At 62.1% G+C, this 17,803-nt stretch carries 6 protein-coding genes and 1 tRNA gene; all 7 read right to left on the reverse strand.

Annotation, left to right across the window (positions count from 1 at the left end; all coding sequences use genetic code 11):
• Nucleotides 1-3: 3 nt before the first annotated feature.
• The 7 genes from Q9295_RS10670 to Q9295_RS10700 all read right to left on the reverse strand — a co-directional run bounded on the left by Q9295_RS10670 (nucleotide 4) and on the right by Q9295_RS10700 (nucleotide 17,696).
• Complete coding sequence (locus tag Q9295_RS10670; protein WP_306680553.1) at nucleotides 4-6,765, reverse strand: CLIPPER-2 domain-containing protein; 6,762 nt, start codon at nucleotides 6,763-6,765, stop codon at nucleotides 4-6.
• Entirely contained in the window at nucleotides 6,762-12,539 is a 5,778-nt protein-coding gene (locus Q9295_RS10675) for a DUF11 domain-containing protein (protein ID WP_306680554.1), read from the reverse strand. The genes Q9295_RS10670 and Q9295_RS10675 overlap by 4 nt, the downstream gene beginning before the upstream one ends.
• 817 nt (nucleotides 12,540-13,356) lie before the next feature.
• Nucleotides 13,357-13,433 (reverse strand) — tRNA-Pro (locus Q9295_RS10680).
• Between the two features lie 176 nt (nucleotides 13,434-13,609).
• Nucleotides 13,610-14,479 (reverse strand): DMT family transporter, encoded by an 870-nt coding sequence (locus Q9295_RS10685; protein ID WP_306680555.1) that lies wholly within the window; start codon nucleotides 14,477-14,479, stop codon nucleotides 13,610-13,612.
• Nucleotides 14,480-14,591: 112 nt separating this feature from the next.
• Nucleotides 14,592-15,698, reverse strand: a complete 1,107-nt coding sequence (gene leuB / locus Q9295_RS10690; protein WP_306680556.1) for a 3-isopropylmalate dehydrogenase — start codon at nucleotides 15,696-15,698, stop codon at nucleotides 14,592-14,594.
• Between the two features lie 115 nt (nucleotides 15,699-15,813).
• A complete protein-coding gene (locus Q9295_RS10695; RefSeq protein WP_306680557.1) occupies nucleotides 15,814-16,809 on the reverse strand; it encodes an endonuclease/exonuclease/phosphatase family protein in 996 nt (331 codons plus the stop codon).
• Between the two features lie 50 nt (nucleotides 16,810-16,859).
• Nucleotides 16,860-17,696, reverse strand: coding sequence for a hypothetical protein (locus Q9295_RS10700; RefSeq protein WP_306680558.1), 837 nt, complete (start codon nucleotides 17,694-17,696; stop codon nucleotides 16,860-16,862).
• Nucleotides 17,697-17,803 lie beyond the last annotated feature (107 nt).

Consider the following 17,803-nt stretch of genomic DNA (forward strand, 5'->3'; position numbering starts at 1 on the left):
CGCTTAGTTCTTCTTCTCGTCGGGCTTTTGGATCATGGTTTCAAGCAAGAGGCCGTAACGGCCGCTGCCTCTCCAGATCTGCTTCAGCTCACGCTCAATCAGCTTGAGACGGGATTTCACCACACGCTCACGCTCGCCGGTTTGGAGGTAGACGATCCGCATCACCGAAGGCGTGTTGCGGATCTGGCGGGCCACATCCTTGAGGCTGTCGCGCAAAGCGTCATTCAGGGTCTCTTCGCCGTCTTCGAGCGCGAAGGCACGGGCATCGATGTCCAGCCGCACAAGGCGGGCCATCGAGGCACCGAAGTTCAGCTCGACCATCTTGCCGGCGGTCAGACGCACATCACCGGGGTTCTCGGTGGTGATGCGGTAGCCGGTCGGCAGGCTGCGATCATCCAGCTTCAGCACATAGTTGGTGCCGATATCGCGCGGCAGATCGGCACAAGGCACATGGTAGCGCCCGTGGCGGTCTGTCGTGATGATCGTGCCGCGCACCGTCACCAGTCGGGCGCCCGCAATCCCCGGCTCGCCGGGGTTTTGGTAGCCGTCAAGGTTGTAGTCGTCAAAGACGGTGCCGATGACGGTGCCGCAGTCGAAGACCGGATCGGCATCGACCATGATCGTCGCGGTTGCCTCACGCGAGTTCGGCCGCCCGGTGACCGGGTTGAAGCTTTGCGCGCGGTTGACTTGCGGACCGGGTTGGACCGCGCCCGAGACCAAGACTTGCAGTTCGATGATGGTCGAGGCGCCGGGGGCAAGCTCGATATCGCGGAACCACAGGGTTTGGCCCTTGCGTTCAGGCTCTTGCATCAGGCTGCCGACGCGGCCGGTGCCTTTGCGGTAGATCAGCCCATCCGGCAGGCGGTCACGCACATCAACGCGCACCGTCAGCTGGTTCGAGGCGTTCTGCACACGGATGCTATAAGGCACCAGCTGGCCCGAACGCACGGTGCCAAGCCCAGCGGTCTTCTCAACGAAGATGCCTTCGGCTGCACTGAGCGAGGTGACGGTGGTGCTTTCGTTGGACTGCGCCGTTTCCGGTCCGAAGATCGCCTCGGCCGAAGCTTGCGCGTTCAACTGCACCTCACCCGCCTCGACATCGGCTTTGGTGACGATGTGGCTGGTGCCGGTGCAGCTGATCACCGCGCTTTCGCCCGGCATCAGCGTCAGCGGCGCGCAGACCATACCCGGCAGCATCGCACCATTCACGGGCGAGGTGAGCAGCGGCAGCGTGACATTCTCAACCGGCACCGGACCATCATTGGTCACGGTGAAGCGGTAGTGAATCTCATCGCCCTCGCCCGTCAGCCCGTCACCGTCGCGATCGTCGATCCTTGTGATCTCGGTCTTCAACAAGATCGATGGCGGCGCGGAATAGTCGAGCGAGACCGTAGCCTCGTTCGAGATATTCCCGTCATTGTCTTTGACGGTGTATTGGATCGGGGTTGGGCTGCCGTAATAGCCAGGGTTGGGTGTGAAGGTGATGGCCCCAGTTTCGGGATCCACCGTCCAACGGCCCTCGCCTGCGACAACCTTCACGCGGCCAAAGTTGTCGCCGCCAACGATCTGAACCGAGGTCGGATCCAGCCAGCCATCCGCATCCCCGTCTTTGCCGACGGGATCTGCGCTGCCTTCGACTTTGGTGCCGCCCAAGACATCGACCGTGATGGGGCGGGTCACCTCGGCTTTAAGGCCAAGGTCATCCTGCGCCACCGGCGGGACCGGAGTATAACCGATCGTCACCTTGGCCGCGTTCGAGACGTTTCCGTCGTTATCTTCCACGGTGTAGCGGATCGGCTCGGGGCTGCCGGTGAAGAGCAGACGGTCCGAACTGTCGCGCAGAGGGTCAAAGGAGATGTAAGTCTCATCCCCTTCGATCTCGACACGCCAAGTGCCTTGGCCCGGGATCACCAGCTCTTTGCCATTGCCCGGCGCGCCGATGATCTTGACGCTTTCGGGATCCAGCGAGCCATCCGGGTCATAGTCCTTCAGCGCCGGATCGCCCGGCGGGTTCAGCACCGGCACCGAAACTTTCTCACCGGTTTTCTGGCCCGTAACGCTGTCGTCCTGCGCCACCGGCGGAACCGGGGTGAATTTCAGCGTGATCGTGCCGGGCTCGGAGACCGCTTTTTGGTCTTCGGGCGCGTCTGCCGGGCCGTCTTTGATGACATATTCCACCACTTTAGGATCAGCGGTGAAGCCGTCTTCGGGGGTGAATTCGATATAGGTCTCGCCGGTCGCGTCATTGACTTCGACCGTCCAGACCCCCTCGCCCGGAACCACGAGCCGGTCGGTTTCTTGGCCGTTGTCGTCCAAGAGTTTGACCGAAGCGGGGTCAAGCTTGCGCAGATCATCTTTGTCGGGATCGCTGTCATTGCGGGCGACATAGATGCTGACGGGCGTGCCGGTGGTCAGATCTTCCAAAAGATCATCCTCGGCCACGGGGCGGCGATTGAGATCGCTGACCGTGGGCGTGCCGGGGGTGCCGTCGGCGCTGGAGGTGGTGCTGATCTCGCCGCCACCGGGCACGCGGCCCTTCACAGTGGCGGTGTTCTCAACCCGGCCCTCGGCCAGCATATCGGCGGTCGGTGCAAAGGAGACCGGGCCGATCGATTGCTGTGCGCCGGGCGCCAGAGTGGCGATATGGCCGATGTTCGAGGCCCCAAGCATCGGGTCAGTGAGGCGCAGATCGCTCAGCGTCACATTGCCGGTGTTCTCGACCACGAAGCTATATTCGATGTGGTCGCCCGCATCCATGAACTGGTTGGCGTTCACATCCACAACAAGCGCGGTTTTGAGCAGCGTCAGACCGGGCGTGAGTGTGATCTTCAGCTCTTCATCATCGGCGTCATTGACCCGTTGGCCGCTGGCCGCATTGCCGGTGACGAGGGCGGTGTTGAGCACACGGCCTGCGTCGATCTGGCTTTGCGTCAGCGTCAAGGTCAGCGGCGCTTGCACGACATTATCGGCATCGCTTTGGCCTTTGACCGGCTGGAAGACCTGCGAGGCCCCCGGCGCGAGCGTGTCGATCTGGTTGCTCCAACCGATCAAAGCATCGCTGACCGTCAGCGCGGTAAGCGTGACATTGCCGGTGTTGCGCACGACGATGGTGTAATGCGCCACATCCCCCGCTTTCAGCGCATAGCCAGAAGCGCTGCCCGCAAGGCTTGCCCCGTTCCGCTCAACCTTTTGCAAGGTCTTCTCGATCTCGACTGAGGGTTCGCGGTTCAAAGGCTCGGTCGTGGGGCCGAAGGTTTCGGGCGAGGGTTGCGAGGGCAGTTCCGGCAAGGGGCCCGAGGGCGTGTTCGCCGTCACGAAGGCTTGGTTGGGCAAAAGCGACAGCGTGTTGATGTCGTCTTGCGTCACCACATAATCCCGCTCGATGCTGATGGTCTGCGGGACCACTTTGCCATCCGCGCCGTAGCGCGGCGTCAGCGTGAGGTTGCTGACGATCGGATCAGCGCTGATCAGCGGATCGCTGAGCGAGACATTCGTCAAGGTGACGTTGCCGCTGAACCGCAGATCGAACTGATAGGTGATGCGATCGCCGACTTCGGTCGGGCGTTCGGTCGAAAGACCGGCTTTCACCGATTTGATCAGCCGCAAGCCCGCATCCTGCGGCTCAAGATCCGTGCTGACTTGCGCGGTCTTGGGCCCAACCGGCGTGCCTTGCGGCGTCACGGCCTGCCCCGAGGCGGTGTTCGTCAGCTCACCGCGGTTGAGATCGGCTTGGGTGACAAGATAGCTGCCGGTGCAGATCAGCGCCGCTTGCGGCGCAAGCGTGGCGGCGGTGCTCGAGACTTGGCTTTGCGGCGCAGGCACCACCTCACACAGCAGAGCCGAGAGCATCGGATCGCTGATCGTTGCATTGTTCAGCGAGACATTGCCGGTGTTGGTGAGCGTGATCGTATAGAGCAGCTCATTGCCCACCCCGATGTCTTGGGCTGCAACCAGCCCAGCATCGGTCTTCAGCTCGACAGATTTTGCCAAGGTGAAGGCGGGGGTCTGCACAGCCTCGGCCCGAGCGGTTGCATAGGGGCTATCCACCGTGGTGGTGGCGTAGCTGCCCTGCGCATAGGCCGGGGTCTCGACATAGCCGCGATCGATATCGGCTTGGGTCACGGTGCTGGTGTAAAGGCAAACCATCGTCGCAACGGTTGCATCCACGCCGGGCTCGGCATCCAGATCCACCGAAGCTTGCGGGGACAAGACCGGGGCCTCGACCTCGCAGGTCAGCGCACCTGCCGTGATTTGATTGAGCGGATCGGCTTCGATCAGCGCATCATAAATCGTGACCGAGTTGCTCAGATCGCGCCAGCCGCTGTTGGTGATGCGGTATTCCCACACCAGCGTATCGCCGACTTCCGCATAGCCATCGCCTTCCACCAGCGTTTTGACGAGCGAAAGCTCGGCCGGCAGATCACCCGGCACCGTGGTCGAGGAAGGCGTGGTCACGACCGAGCCAATCGCGGCGGTCGCGGTGTTGGTCAACCGCGCGCCACTTTCTTCGCCCGTCGTATCCTCTGGGGTCAGAAGATAGGGGATTTCGCAGACCACGGCCCGGCCCGGAGCCAGCGCGATGCTTTCCGAGGAGGAGAAGCTGCGCTCGATCAGTTCTGCCGGGATGTCCCCATGCCGCTCGGTCGGGAGCGAAGCGCCGGAATTGAGCGCATGGCATTGGAAGGCCGAAGTGACGGCGCCATCTGGGGCAGTGCTGAGCTTGCGGTCATAGATCGTGACCGGGCCTTCCAGCGTGGTGTTGCCGGTGTTTTCCACCCAGAAGCGGTAAAGCACTTCGGTTCCAGCCGTGAAGACGGTCGGCGCACGCTCGGGGGTGAGGTCGTCCTCATCGCGCGGGCTATAGCCAAGATCCCAGTTCGAGAATTTGGTCAGCGCCAAGCCGGGGCGTTGCACTGCCGGCACCGACGCCGCCGCATTGCTTTGCGCGGTCAGCGGCGTGTCAGAGCCCGCCGGCGTCAGCGTGACCGAAGCGGTCGCGGTGTTGAAGACGCCGCCTGCGTTCACGTCATCTTGCGTCGTGGTGTAGCTCACATCGCAGATCATGCTTTCACCCGGCGCAAGATTGCGCGCGGTGCCAGTGTCGTTGCGGCACAGCATTTGCGGCTGCGGCGCATCATCTGGGCGCGGCTGGTTGTCCGAGGTGACAAGCACATCGGCCAGCGTAAAGCCGTTGCGATAGGTCACGTTGCCCGTGTTGGTGACGGTGAGCTGGAAGCTGAGCGCCGCGCCCGGACCCGAGAAGGACAAGGGGGCCTTGGCCTCTTTCACCAGCGAGATCGCCAGTTTCGGCGCGATGGGCGCGGTGACGGTCGAAGCTTCGCTCGTGAGCGGGGTGCTGGTGGTCACATCGCGGCCCGAGACGGTCGCGGTATTGGCCAAAACGCCCGAGTCGATATCGGCTTGCGTGACCTTATAGACGGCGGGCGCCGAGGTCGTGCTTTCGCCGGGGTTCAGCTGGCGGACCTCAAAGAGCGGCGCGACGGCCAGTTTGGGGTCGTTGATCTGCAAGCTGTCGACCGGAACGTTGCCGGTGTTGGTGACGGTGAAGGTATAGCTCACTTCGAACCCGGCCTTGATATCGTCCAAGGACGGCGCGGGATCGGTGGCGAAGGCTTTGAGCAACGACAGACTTGGCGCGCGCGGCAGCGCGGTCGTGGTCGGGTCGTTGGTCTGATCGGTGCTGCCCGAGACATCGGTGGTCACAGCGCCTTGCGGCGTCTTGCCCTGCCCTGTCGCCGAGTTGACGACGCGTCCGGCGTTGATGTCGGCTTGAGTGACCGTATAGCCAAGGCGCGACGCAAGCTCTGGCCGATCCGCCGGGATATCGATGCTTTCGCCCGGCAAAAGGCTGACACCTTCAAGCACGATCGGTCCTCCCGCCAAAAGCGGGTCGGTGATCTCAAGCTGGTTGAGCGTGACATTGCCAGCGTTGGTCAGGGTGAAGCTGTAGCTGATCACCTCGCCCAATGCGGCTGCCTCGCCCTCCATCTGCGGGTCGCGGCTGGCCGATTTGACCAAGGTCAGTTTCGGCAACTGCGGGATTTGGGTCACCGTGGGTGTGTCATTGCCCGTGGTCGTGCCCGAGGTATCGGTCACAGGCGTGCCACCGGGGGTTTGGCCGCTCACCGAGGCTTGGTTGCGCACGCTACCTGCATCGATATTGGCTTGGCTGAGCGGATAGTCGCGGCTGATCGTGGCGGTTTGGCCCGGAGCCAGCCCGGCAAGCTCTCCCTCGGCCGGTTCGGCCAGCGGGACGATGATCGCCGTATCGCTGAGCATCGCATCAAGGATCGCGACCGAGGTCAGCGTCTGCGTGCCGGTGTTGGTGACGGTGAACGTATAGGTCAGCCCGTTCTCGCCGCTGAGTGCGGCCTCTTTGACCAGCGCAATGCCAGCGCGGCCCGAGATGGTTTCGGTGACCGCATCTTTGGCCGTAACTGGGTCTTGGCCGTTGGCGGGCGTGGCGGCGGCAGTGGCCTCATTGGTCACAAAGCCTGCATCCGCATTGGCCTGCGTTACGACATAGACAAGCTGCGGGTAGCTGCTGGCGCGCAGCACTTGGGTTGCACCCGGTGCAAGTGTTGGGATGGTGACAAGGCGACCGCCGAGCAGCGGATCGTCCACCGTGATGCTGTTCAGCGTCACGCCGCCAAGGTTCTTCACCGTCAGGCGATATTCGATCTCATCGCCCTTGTCGGTGACGCCATTGCCGTTGCGATCGCGCACCGCGACGGCCTCTTTCACCAAGCTGTTGCGGGCTTGGGGTCAAAGGTGGCGCGGGTGGGATCGTCATCATCGGGGCTGTTGCCCGAGGTGTCGCGGACCGGCGTGTTGTTGGGATCAACGGCCGTGGCGGTGGCCGAGTTGTCAAAGACTTGCAGCCCTTCGCTGTCTGCAGGGATCTGCGCATCGATATGGGCTTGGGTCAAAGGCATCAGACGGCTGAAGCTTTGGCTTTGGCCCGGTGCCAACGTCAGGTTCTGCGCCACGATACTGGGCGAGAGCTTGACGTCGCTGACCGTGACCTGGCCCAGCGTCACGTTGCCGGTGTTCTCGACCGTGAAGCCAAAGAGGATCTGGTCGCCCACATCGGCAAAGCCGTTGGAATTGCTGTCGATATAGCGCGAGGTTTTCACCAAGGTCAGCGCCGGGGCGGGTGCTTCCGGTTTGTAAGTCTCGGTCGCGGTGCCATGCACTGCGCTGCCGCTTGGCGTGGTCGCGCTGGTGTTGGCGGTGTTCGACACCAAGCTTTGGTCGACATGCGATTGCAAAATCACTTCCGAGCCGATGCAGACAAGGCTGGCCTTCGGCGCAAGCTCGGTCGTGTTGGCAGGCTCACAGGTCAAATCAGCAAGCTGCGGATCGGTGACACGCAGATTGCGCAAGGTCACATTGCCGGAATTGGTGGCAACGATCTTCCAGCTGAGCCGCTCGCCCACGCCTTTGGCGACGGACGTGTCTTCGCCCTCTTCGACAAAGACCTCTTTGGTCAGGCTGATCGCGCCGCGCTGGACCGCTTCGGCCTCATCTTGGGCCGAGGGCGATTCCACGAAGATCGGATCGCTGCCGCGCGGGGCGAAGATCGAGCTGGCATAGGCCGTGTTAAGCACTTTGCCGGCGTCAAGATCTGCTTGGGTGACCTCATAGACCGCCTCACAGACGGCGCGGCCTTTCAGCGGCACCAAGGAGAACGGGTCAAGCGAAACCGTGCCGTTGCGGCTGTCATGGCAGACCAGATCGCCACCCAAGAGCGGGTCATGGATGATGACATCCGAAGCAAAGCTGACGTTGCCGGTGTTGGTGACGGTGAATTTCCAGACCAAGCGATCGCCGACTTCGTCAAAACCATCGCCCTCGATCAGCTCTTTGATAAGGCTGAGCGCTGGTTTTGCATTCGGCGGCACCACATAGGAAGACGGGATGGAGGTCGCCGTCTCGCCCGTTTCGGGGTTCTCGAAATGGGCGGTGGCGTTGTTGGTGACGCTGCCGACGGCCACGTCGCCAACGTTCAACAGATAAAGTCCCTCACAGACAAGAGTTGCACCCGGGGCAAGGCCCTCGGCCGGCAAGGCCGGGCAGCTGACGGTCGGGATCAAATTGTCGCGGATCGACATCACACCGTTCAGCGTGACGTTGCCGGTGTTGGTAACCGTGAAGGTATAGGGCACTTCGGTGCCCGGCGCGAAGTAAGAGGTCTCGGTCCAAACGGCGGCCTTTTCCAGCGCCAAGGCGGGGCGCCGGATCACCGGCACGCTGGCTTCGCCCGGCTCAGACGTGACGGTGGTGCCGGTCGGGGCGCCGCCGATGGGGGCGGTCGTGCCTTTAGCGGTGGCGATGTTCACCATCGCCTCGGCGTTGAGATCGGCCTGCGTCGCCGCTTGAGTGGCAAGGCAGTTGACCGAGGCACCGGGGGCCAAACGGCCCAGCGGCAGCGCCGGGCAGCTGACCGAAGTGGCGGTCGGATCGTCGATGGTGATCGCACCCACAAAGCTGGTGTTGCCACTGTTGGTGACTTTGAGATCAAAGGTCACCACCTCGCCCAGCTCTTGCACCGTCAGCGGCGAAACTGCGGTTTTCTCCAGCGTCAGTTTGGGCCGTTGGGGCACCGAGACGGTGGTGCTGCCTTCGGCCGGGGGTACAGCACTGCCGCCGGGGCGGGTGCCGCTGACGCGGGCGGTGTTGAGGATCTGACCTGCATCGATCTGCGCCTGCGTCAGGACGGTTTCGGCCGTCACATTAACGCTTTCGCCCGGTTGCAAAGTCGCGATGACGCCGACGAGTTGCGGCACAAACATCGGGTCTTCCACCCGCAGACCGGTCAGGGTGAGGTTGCCGATATTGGTGACCTTCAGGGTGAAGACGACCGGATCGCCGGCTTTGGTCTCATGCGCGGGGTTTGCCACCACGCGCGGCAGGGTGCCGGTTTTCACCAGCTCATATTTCGCGATCTGCGGCAGCTCTGAGATGGTGGGCAGGTTGTCGTTATTGGTCAGACCGGAGATGTCGGTGACCACAATGCCGCTGGGAGACTGGCCCGTTGCGGTGGCGGTATTGCTGACCGTGCCCCCGTTGAAATCGGCCTGCGTCAGCAGATAGCGCACCAAGGCGCTTTCGCTTTCATTGCGCGGCAAGGTCACGCTTTCGCCGGGTGCCAGCGTCAGACCACCGCCCTGCTCAGGCCGTTCAGGATCGGCCAGAACTTGGATCGGAGCGCTGCCCAGTTTGGCATCGCTGATCGCAAGGTTCGTCAGCGTCTGATTGCCGGTGTTGGTCAGAGTGAAGCGATATTCCAGCACATCCCCGGCTGCGGGCAGCTCCAAAGGCTCGGCCAGATCGAGCAAGGTTGCGGATTTGACCAAGCGCAAAGAGGGACGCGGCGGCAATGGCGTGACAGTGGGGGTGTCATTGTCCATCGCGGTGCCAGAAAGATCTGTCACAACTGGGCCCGGATCTTGCGGATCGTAGCTGCGCGAGAAGGCTTCAACCCGCGCTTGGTTGCGGACCGAGGTCGCGTCGAAATCTTCCACCGTCAGCGGATAGCCGAATTCTTCGGGATCAAGATCGACGGTGACGTTCTGGCCGACGGCCAGCTCGGCAAGGGTCCAAACCGGCGTATCACCGCCCAAGGGAGCGTCGAAGATCTGCAGATTCACCAGCTTGCTGTTGCCGGTGTTGCTCACCTCAAAACTATAGGCGACGCGGTCGCCAAGGCCGATTTGGCCATCATTGTTGTAATCGACAACCCGTGCGGTTTTGACAAGGCTGACGCCAGCCTTCTCTTCGACCGTGCTTTCCACCGTCAGAATATCGCCTTCGGTGTTGGGGTCTTCGTAAAGCGCAGAGCGCGCAGCGGTGGTCACGTTGACGATGGTTTCACCGCCAAGGTTTGCCGGCACCGCGCCACGCAGGGTCAGGGTCGCCGTCGCGCCGGGCGCAAGTTCGGGGATCGACCACAGGCCATCCGCCGCCGCATCATAGGTGCCATAGGTCACAGCACCATTGCCGCCAGCGGGGACAAGCGCAGCCGGAAGGCTGTCGTTCAGCGTGATCAGACGCGCGGTCGCCGGACCTTTGTTCTCGACGGTGATCTTATAGGTGACGACATCATGGTCTTGCAAAAGAGCAGCCGGGTCGCGGCCTTCGATGACCTTTTTGGTCACCAGATCAGCGCTGGGCGCATAGGTGTTGGTGACCGTGCAGTCCAACCTTTGGCCGTAAAGCGGCGTCACAACCCATGCGCGGCGCGATTCGGGCGGGGTGGGCACATCGCCCGCGGCGGGCGTTTGGCCGACCAGCGTTTCGCCTTCATAGACCAAGCAAGAGATATCGCTGAGGTAGTTGTTGGGGTTCGCACCGCCGCCAAATTGTTCAGCGATGGTATAGGGGACGGCGGCAGGCACGTTGCGCGACAGAACGCTGTCGCCCAAGGGGCTTTCGGCGCCCGGCGTCACCACCGAAGCATTGACGCCCGCGCCGGTGATGCTGAGCATGAATTGATCGCTGGCGCTGTCGCGGAAAAGCAGCAGATCTTCGGTCTGACCTTCGCCCAGCTCTGCCGCCGGCACGATGAAGGGCAGCAGCACTTTCTTGACGTTGATCTGCGGCAAAGCGACCGGGATGGCGCGCTTTGCCGCGTTATTGGCTTTGGTGGGAGCGGTCTCGGTTACAGAGCTGGTGACACCGGTCAGCGTTTCTTGCGTCTTATTGGCTTGCTGCGCCTCGGCAGCGGTCAGCCGATAGGTGAAGCCGCAAGTGATCGCCGCATCCTTGGCCAGCGAATAGCCGGGCTGAGCGGCGAGATCCGGCGTACAGGTCAGCCCTTCGATCGTGCCGATCGCAGCCGTCACCGAGCAAGTCGGGTCAAGCGCGGCACCCGGACCTTTGTTGGTGCAAGTGACCGTGCCGTTATAAACAATCCCCTCGGGCGTGATCTGAGGCGACGCGGTGCCGTCAAGCGTCAAGGGCCCCACAACCGGAACCATGTCGGCGTCGTTTTGCTGATAGGGAACAGCCCAATCCTCAACCTCGCCCATGACGTTCCAATTGGTGCCAGTTGGTGCGACCGTGACGCCTTCCGGAGCGATCATCAGGCGAAGGAAGGTGTTGCCGCCAAGATCCGCAGCGACTTGCGCGGCCTTCTCGGTGCTGATGAGCGGAGCCGTCCAAGCGTCGGTTAGCGTGAAGGTGCCGCGGCCGTAGCGGCGGGTCACCGTGGTCGACCCGCCCTGCCCCGGCACGGTTTCAACAACTTGACCAAGGCTTGCATCGGCCTGGGTCACCACACAAACGGCGGTGCGATATTCGGATGCGGGGTCAAACTGGCCGTCGGCGTTGACGTCGAGCCAAGCATGCACAACAGCGTTGCCGTTCACCGGCCCGGTGCAGGTGCCATTGACGCTGTAAAGGCTATCCGCTGCACCCAGAGCCGGCAGGGCACTGGAGAAGGCATCATCGGCATCTTGGTCGATCACCAGCGGGCGCGACTCGTAGGTGGCGTTGCGACCCAGCGCCAAACGAGGCGCGCTGAGCCCAGCATAAACGCCGCTTGCCGTTGCACCGTCTTGGCGGGTGTCTTTGGGCAGCGCCCTAGCGGAGGAGCTTTGCGGCAACCGCTCACCAACGACCTGACGGTCAAAAACAAAGCCCGAAGACCCGTACACGCTGGGCGCATCGCTGAAATCAGACGAAGGCATCAAGACGCCGATGGCAATGGCTTGATAGCCATAGCCCCACAGGTCAAAGCCGACCGATGTCGCATCGGTGAAGCCGACAAAGACGGGGTTGCCGTGCTTGCCTATCTCTGAGACCGCGTTGCCTGAAGGCTTACAGTCGCGCGTGCCGCTGATGTAGGAAAACTCATAGGATTGCGCGTTGGCGGATTTCCAACCCGTTTGGGTATTACAGACGTCGTTCTTATAAGATTCGATCAGGTAAAAGCTTTTGTTCGCGCCAATACGAACGCCGATCTTTTCCTCAGCGTAGCTAAACGTTTCCGCATCAGCGAGCACCAAGCCAGCCAAGGGGAAGTTGCTGCCATCCGCGCGCTTTGCCGCGCATTTCACATCGAAAGAGACGCGCTGGCGATCCAACACCGTCACGATGCCGTGGTTCAGGCTGTTGTTGCTGTTTGCCGAACCCTGACCATACAAGAAGGGCAGAGAGTCAGCCGTCCACGCGCCCGGACGATAGCTGGAAATTCGCGGTGTAGCGCTGGTTGGGAGCGACGGATCTCGGTCCGCACCTTTGGTAAGATTGCTAATGCCGCATTCGGCTGTGACGCGATCACCGGCAACGTCAAAATTCCCACGGAACGTGTAGCCGTTGGTGATCGACACCCCTGACGATTTCCAAGAAAACCACGCGATCTCGTTTCTATATTTCCCAACCCCAGTGGTCGCGAAGCTCAGCTGATCCGTCAGGGCTGGCTGGGCGGCTCCGACCAAGGTTGCAAGCGCGACCAGCGGCACTTTCACAGAGTTACGAAGGCTGACAAGACGGCTCGAGATCGGTTTAGTCACGACAAACGCCCTTAGACCGCTGGCCATAGGGTCAACGGATTGCGATTTAGAACAATGATTTACGAGGGGTGAGCGGGTGGGAAAGAATCGTAAACCAGATTTGCGCGCTATCAATCATAGGCCTTTACAAAAGGCCAGAGAGACCGCTGCGATGGAATGCAGCGCCCTTGTGCGGGCGGCTTGTGGCGCGGGCCTTTAGGGGCGTTTGATGCCCATTGAGGGCGCTACAAGCTGGGACCGATCGCAGGTCAGTCTGCGTGATAACGCGATAGGCTGGGAACGAAAGCGATACAATCCTGGATTGCACTTCATGCCATTGCCGCTGAAGCCCGCGCAACCCGCGACTTAGCACATTGCGCAACGCCAGTTGGCGCCGCATCGATTGCAACCCTGAGGAGCACACTACCCAGAGATGTATGCAAGCTTTACGACTCTAAACCCAAGGCAGGACTTGGCCGCTTCTTGTCGCGGCTGTCCAGTGGCGGCTTGGCTGCGATCAAATCGCGGAGTTAATCGACATGCAGCACGGGCTTTGGGCCGTGATGTTTTTACATCAGTCGCCTGCAGGACGCCCATTCAGCATTGCAAGGCGACACCTCCGCGTCATGAAGTTCAGCTACGATACTTATTTAGAATTTCTAAATGAAATACAACTTATCCCGCACGCAGTTGCCAGTGCATGAGAAAGCCCCCCCTCCCCTCTCGCCTCAACCATGACGCTGAATTGACGACAAGACCTGCGATGGGAAAGGCGCAGAGGACTGGCTTGTCGGAAATGAAAAAAGCGCCCAAGGGCGCTTTCTTTTCATCGGGAATATGGTCGGAGCGAGAGGATTCGAACCTCCGACCCCCTGCTCCCGAAGCAGGTGCGCTACCAGGCTGCGCTACGCTCCGACCGTGAGCCGGGGATTAAACGGGGCGCGCGGGTTTGGCAAGGGGGGCTTGCGAAGATTCCGTGTAAAGAGCGTGAGATAACTGCGCAAAATCTGGCGGCCCAAAACGCTGAAGGCGAAATGGCGACACCTGTCAGAGCGCGTTGCCGCCTTTTACGCTTGCCGTCGCGCCTGCCCTTAGGCCTTGGCTGCGCTTCGGTTTTGCCGGGTTACCACCAGCACCCCCGCAAGCGCCACCAGCGCCGCACCAAGGAAGATACGGCTGCTTTGCGGCTCATTAAAGAGCAAGGCACCGCCGAGCGCGCCCCAGACGATTTGCGAGTAATGCATCGGGGCGACCACGACCGCTGCCGCCTTACGATAAGCAGCCAAAAGCGCCATCGTGCCAAGGATATAGGCCAAGGCCATGCCAAGCCCGATGCCAAGATCGCCAAGCTGCATCGGCTGATAGTAAAGCGGCATGGTGGCAGAGATCACAGCAAGAAGCGTGAGTTGCGGCCAAAGAAGCATCACCGACATCCGCTCAACCGAGCCGGTCTTGCGGACCAAGACGAAATTCACCGCCCCGGCCAAAGAACCAACAAGCGCGCAGGCATGGCCCAGACCCGGCGAGGTGGTGGTGGGATCAAGCGCATAGATCACGCCCCCAAGACCAAGCAGCACGGCGACGATCCGAACGCCGTCAAGCTTTTCGCCCAAGACCGGCACGGCGATCAGCGCGATCATCAGCGGCGTCGAGAAGAGGATGACATAAGCCTCGGACATCGGCAGAAGCGTGAAGGTAGAAACGCCACCGGTGAAATTGATCACCGTCATCACGCAGCGCAAAGCCATCAGACCGGGACGATTGGGTCGCAAACTGCCGGGCTCACGGTCGAGCATGGCGTAAAGCATCATCATCGGAAGCACGAAAAGCGAGGTCATCGCGATGATCTGGAACGGGTGGTAGCTCCAACCCAGCACCTTCGCGCCCACGTCATAGACCGAGTAAAATGCAAAGCCGAGGATGCCAAGCAGCGCGCCTGACACGGTGGGAGAAAGCGCCATAACGGCCCCGGATGATCAGAAAAGAACGGGGCGGCGCGGGATTGCGCCGCCAAAATGGCCAGCCGCATGGGCTGGCCTTAGGCCGGGGCCGGGACCCCAGATCCGTGGCGGATCAGAGGCTTGCGTCCAAAGCTGCGAGGATCGCATCGCCCATGGCCGAGGTGCCAACCGGGGTGCCGCCTTCCGGGCCCAAAAGATCGCCGGTGCGCACGCCATCGGCGAGCACTTTTTCAACGGCTTTCTCGACGCGGGTTGCCTCATCGCCCATATCGAAGCTGTAGCGCAAAGCCATTGCGAACGACAGGATGCAAGCGATCGGGTTGGCTTTGCCTTGGCCCGCGATATCGGGGGCCGAACCGTGCACCGGCTCATACATGGCTTTCGGGCGACCATTGGCCATCGGCGCGCCGAGGCTGGCCGAGGGCAGCATCCCAAGCGAGCCGGTCAGCATGGCAGCGGCATCCGACAAGAGGTCGCCGAACAGGTTGTCGGTGACGATCACGTCGAACTGCTTGGGCCAACGGCAAAGCTGCATGGCGCCAGCGTCGGCATACATATGGCTCAGCTCAACGTCCTGATATTCGGCTTGGTGCACTTCGGTGACGACATCACGCCACAGGATGCCCGATTCCATGACGTTGGCCTTCTCCATCGAGCAGACCTTATTGCCACGGCGACGGGCCAGTTCGAAGGCCGAGCGGGCGACGCGGGCGATCTCAGACTCGGTGTAGCGCTGGGTGTTGATGCCGACGCGCTCACCGCCTTCGGTGAAGATGCCGCGCGGCTCACCGAAATAGACGCCCGAGGTCAGCTCGCGCACGATCATGATGTCGAGACCGGCAACGACGTCTTTCTTCAGCGAGGAGAAATCGGCCAGAGCGTCAAAGCATTGCGCGGGGCGCAGGTTGGAGAAGAGGTCCATCTCTTTGCGCAGGCGCAGGAGGCCGCGCTCGGGCTTTACCGAGAAGTCCAGCTTGTCGTATTTCGGGCCGCCCACGGCGCCCAAAAGCACAGCATCCACTTCTTGGGCGCGGGCCATCGTGGCATCGGTCAAAGGCGTGCCATGCGCATCATAGGCGGCGCCGCCCACCAGATCCTCGGAGACATCAAAAGTGATGCCGCGTTTGTCGCCCATCCAAGTGATGATCTTCTTCACCTCGGCCATAACTTCGGGGCCGATGCCGTCGCCGGCGAGGATCAAGAGGGAGGGATTTGCCATGTCCAAGTCCTTGGAAAAAAGGGGTCCGGGCTGGCGTAGCCAATGCGTGCTGTGCGGTCAAGTTCGGGTCGTGGCGCGGCGTCACTTTCCCAAGCGCTGAGCGGAAATTTGTGCGTTAGGGCAGCGTGAGGTCCACCCAAACTGGCGCATGACGCGAGGCTCTTTGCAGGGTGGCGGCGAACGGGTCCTCGGGTGGCGGCCAGAGGGTGCCTGCGGCGGTGACAGTTAGGTCAGCCGAGGGCAGAACGTAATCGACCCGGAGCCCTCCGAAATCGTAAAGCGCAGTGTCTAGAGCGGGATCGCCGAACTGGTGCGGCTCATTGGGCCGGTTGTGGGTGCCGCGCGGGCGCGGGTCTTGCAAGGCGGGGTCGGCCAGCAGGCTGCGAATGGCGGCGGTGCGGCCATCGCCGTCTTCGGGATCAAGATTGGCATCACCGAGGATGACGAAAGGATCGACGGGTGGCGAGAAGGGCAAAGCCCCTTGCAAGAGAAGCTGCCAGAAGCGCGTCTCATCATGGTTGCGACGGCCGTTGAAATCCTCGGCCCCGTCGAAAACCGGAGGCGTCGCGTGAAAGGCAAGGAGGGTCAGCGGCCCTTGCGGCGTGGTGACGGCGACTTGCCAATGGCCGGTGGTGGAAAGGCGCAAGGCCTGACGCGTGGCCTCGGGGGTGTCGGGCGGCATCAGATGCCCCGGCAGATCGGCCCAGAGAAAGCTTGAGTAATCTTGGGCCATCGCGGCTTCGATCGGCAGGCGGGAGAGCAGCGCCATGCCTGCCTCACCGGCAAAGCGCCCCCAGCCGATGGCATCCTCGGGCTCGCCAAGGCGACCGTCTTGGTCAAGGTCGAGCCCGATTTGCCAGCCGGTGTTGGGGCGCAAAGCAAAGAGATGCGGATAGGGGTGACCTGCCTTGGTCAGCTCGGCTTGCAGCAGCTGCAAGGCCACAAGCCCGTGATCATAATCGACCGAGGTCAGCAGCAAGATATCGGCATCGACGGCAGCGATCACCACCAAAGCCGCCTGCACTTGGGGATCATCGCCCCGCGCAATGTCACGGGCCAAAAGGCCGGGACCTTCGCGCGACAGGTCTGCATTCCAAGTGGCAATGCGCAAGCTCTCGGCCCCTGCCCCGCTGGCAAGGCCAAGGCTCAGCGCGGCGGCGCTTAATGCGCGGCGGCAACCGCGCCGGAGATTGCCTCGTTGTGGGCGCGCTTTTCGCGGATCATCGAGGCGATGCGCCCCATCGCAATGCCGCGCATCAATAGGCTGACCGGCAGGAAGGCCCATGCTGTCATCGTCCAGATCAGGGTTTGCGGCGAGGTAAGCGTTAGCGGGCGGAACCCCATCGAGCCAAAGCTGACCACGGCGGGGATGAGGAAGGACAAAAGCACGCCCAAGGCAAGGTTGGCGCGGGCGTCGCGCTCCAGCCGGTCGACCACATCGCCGCCGGCGGTCGGCTCAAAGGTCGGCAGATTGACCCATACGTTGAACGCCTGATGACGACCGGGCCAGCCGTGCAGCTTGAAGATCAGCACGAAGAAAGCCAGCGCGATCAGCGACAGGATATAGGCGGTGCCGGCGGCGGTGCGCACGGCAAGCATCTGCTCGGGCGAGGCGCCTTCGGCCATCATCAGCGTGGCCAAGCGCACCGGCGAATAGGGAAAGTCCAACGCATGGCCGATCAGCACGGCCAGCGCCTCGAACAAACGGGGCAAAGCGGCATCGCTGGTCTTTGCCGAAGCCACCATCGACAGGGTGAAGACAATGGCGAAAAGCGTGGCGTAACGGATGCGATTGAAGGGCGGCGCATCACGGAATTCGACGAGACCGGGGAAGGTGGCGTTATATTCGGCAAAGGTGAGGGCAGCAGCAAACAGAGCCACCAAAGCGACCATTTGCTTGGTATCCGTACCGATCCCCGGCAGGATCGCCGAGGGGACCGCCACAAGAACCATCACCAAAAACGCGCGCGTTGCCGCACCGGCCAACCGGGTCACCACTGCCTTTGCACCTTCGAAATGGACGGATGCGATACGATGCCGCGCCCTTGTTCCAACGAGCTCCCGCACGTTATGGCGGATTGCCTCAATCTTGCCCAATTTGTGCC

Source organism: Pseudogemmobacter lacusdianii, from assembly GCF_030848395.1.
Taxonomy (GTDB): domain Bacteria; phylum Pseudomonadota; class Alphaproteobacteria; order Rhodobacterales; family Rhodobacteraceae; genus Pseudogemmobacter; species Pseudogemmobacter lacusdianii.

Excerpts from the sequence above, each read along its gene's own strand:
- leuB (WP_306680556.1), bottom strand. The coding sequence starts at position 15,698 with ATGGCAAATCCCTCCCTCTTGATCCTCGCCGGCGACGGCATCGGCCCC.
- Q9295_RS10685 (WP_306680555.1), bottom strand. The coding sequence starts at position 14,479 with ATGGCGCTTTCTCCCACCGTGTCAGGCGCGCTGCTTGGCATCCTCGGC.